This is a genomic window from Bdellovibrionales bacterium (assembly GCA_019750295.1).
GTDB lineage: Bacteria > Bdellovibrionota > Bdellovibrionia > Bdellovibrionales > JAGQZY01 > JAIEOS01.
Genome location: JAIEOS010000134.1, coordinates 1 through 1,953, shown reverse-complemented (window position 1 = coordinate 1,953; position 1,953 = coordinate 1). Strand labels below are relative to the sequence as shown.

Sequence of the window (1,953 nt, the reverse complement as noted above, 5' to 3'; positions counted from 1 at the left end):
TTAAAGAATAAGGATCTTGAGGTTTACCGAAAAGAGTTGGTGAAAGCCAATGCTCAGTTGGAAGGCTTAGTGATTCACATTCACTCTCAGCTCAAAAAAGCTTTAGAAATCCAGAGACAAATTGTCCCTACTGAATTCCCCCATATTCCCGGTTTTGAATTTAGCACTAAATTTTCGGCCAGTTCACTGAGCGGCGGCGATTATTTTGATATTTTTGAGCACAAAGATAAAATGCAGTTTGGTTTTTTACTGAGTTCTGCATCGAGCTATAATGTATCCGCTTTGTTTCTTTCGTTATTTATGAAATTCACTTTTGAAGCGCGGCAGAATTTGCAAACTCAGGAGCCCTCTTCGCTCCTCACTGTTCTGCAGGACGAATTGGTGGCGCGGCTTTCTCAGTCCGACACCTTTCAGTTTTTTTATGGAGTTATGAATCGACGCCATTTGCGTATGAATTACATCATCGCCGGCGGTGTCATCGGCATTCACCACAAGCAGACAACGAACGCATTGACACGATTGCCCTCAGAGATCCCTTCTGTTCACAATGGTGTATCTCTCACTCAGTTTGCGGCGCGTTCCCTAGACTTCGAGCCTAAGGACAAGCTGATTCTTTGTTCGCCGGGAATTCTCAAGGTCTCCAATGACAAAGGGGAGTTGTTTGGCGAGGACCTTCTCTATTCGATCATTAAAAAATCAGCTCAGTCTGATGTTCATAATTTGCGCAATGAGATCTTTTTTCAATTACAGCAGTTTGCACAGGGGAAGCCTTACCCTCAGGACCTCACCGTCATCGTCGTTGAGACCAAAGAGCGGGTTCTTAAGCTTGCGTCCACTTGAAAACATTTTGAGATTTGACTGAATAAAATCCGAGAGAAAATCCTAGGTATCTTAGGCCAAAACAACGTGTCGAAAATGACAATTTTATTGTCTTACTCCGAGCGAATCTTTAGATTGGGGGTAAGTCAGCAAGCAGAAGAGGAAACATATGAGTCAGCCCGTTAATATTTATGAAGGTGCAATTGATAAAGGTCTTGAAGGCGTCGTTGCCTGTTCCACCGCGATTTCTTCCATCATCGATGCCACACTCTGTTTTCGTGGATATACGATTGAAGATTTAGCTGCGAATTCGACGTTCGAAGAAACCAGTTATCTTTTGTGGAACAATAAGCTTCCAACGACAGCTGAACTCGCCGCTTTTCGGGCTGATATTAAAAAAGAAATGACCTTGCCCGCTCCACTGGTTGAGCAACTTAAAAAACTACCCACCAATGTGCATCCGATGGCTTGGTTAAGAACGGCCACTTCTATGTTGTCTCTTTGGGACCCTGAAGCCCAAGACATGTCTGAGGAAGCTAATCGTCGTAAATCTCTTCGTTTAACGGCAAAGATGGGTTTACTCGTGGCTCTGTTTTCGCGCACTCGCGATGGTAAAGAATTCTTGGCTCCCAATCCAGATAAGGGGATCGCTTGGAACTTCCTGTATCTTCTCAAGGGGTCAGAGCCTGATCCTGAATTCGTAAAAATTTTCGATACCTGTTTAGTGCTTCATGCCGATCATGAATTGAACTGTTCGGCCTTCGCGGCTCGCGTGACGGCCTCTTCTCTCAGCGACATTTATTCTGCAATTGTTAGCGCCATCAGCGCTCTCAAAGGGCCACTTCATGGTGGTGCCAATGAGCAAGTGATGCTTATGCTCAAGAACGAGATTGTATCGATGGATAAAGTTCAAGCTTGGCTCGCAGATGCTTTGGCTGGAAAAAAGAAGGTGATGGGTTTTGGTCACCGCGTTTACAAAAATGGCGACCCTCGGGCGAAGATTTTGAGTCAGATGAGCGAACAATTGACCAAAAAAATCGGTCAGCCTCAGTTCTACCAAATGTCTAAGATTCTCGACGATGCCATGCAAAAGGAAAAGGGATTACTCCCTAACGTCGATTTTTACTCTGCGAC

Annotated in this window: 2 protein-coding genes; both read left to right on the top strand. The window is 44.7% G+C overall.

Annotated elements, in window-relative coordinates; genetic code table 11:
* Positions 1-840: SpoIIE family protein phosphatase (locus K2Q26_15290; protein ID MBY0316884.1), on the top strand; the 840-nt coding region annotated here is incomplete at its 5' end.
* 148 nt (positions 841-988) lie between these two features.
* Positions 989-1,953, top strand: a 965-nt coding sequence (locus K2Q26_15285) for a citrate synthase (protein MBY0316883.1), incomplete at its 3' end; no start/stop codon positions are given.